At 53.7% G+C, this 298-nt stretch carries 1 protein-coding gene; it reads left to right on the forward strand.

From position 1 onward, the window contains the following. Positions 1-298: hypothetical protein (locus HMPREF2896_RS12835; RefSeq protein WP_210388755.1), on the forward strand; the 298-nt coding region annotated here is incomplete at both ends.

Consider the following 298-nt stretch of genomic DNA (forward strand, 5'->3'; position numbering starts at 1 on the left):
GGTTGATGATTCCGATGTGAAGACTGTTGATCCGACTGATGATCCGCAGGATTCTGGTATCAAGGTTGAGAACAAGGACGACGACACCAAGGTCTCCGCTAAGGATGAGGATGGCAAGGACGTCCCGGTCGAGATTGACGAGGACGGCAAGGTCATCGTTACTCCGGGTGAGGATGTTGATGGTCCGATTAATGTGACCATTGAGGATCCGGACCTGCCGGACGGCAAGGTTGAGGTCGAGGTTCCGGTTAAGGATCACGAGAAGGATCGTGACGACAACAACTCGGACAAGAAGCCG

The sequence above is a fragment of the Corynebacterium sp. HMSC069E04 genome, assembly GCF_001813175.1.
Taxonomy (GTDB): domain Bacteria; phylum Actinomycetota; class Actinomycetes; order Mycobacteriales; family Mycobacteriaceae; genus Corynebacterium; species Corynebacterium aurimucosum.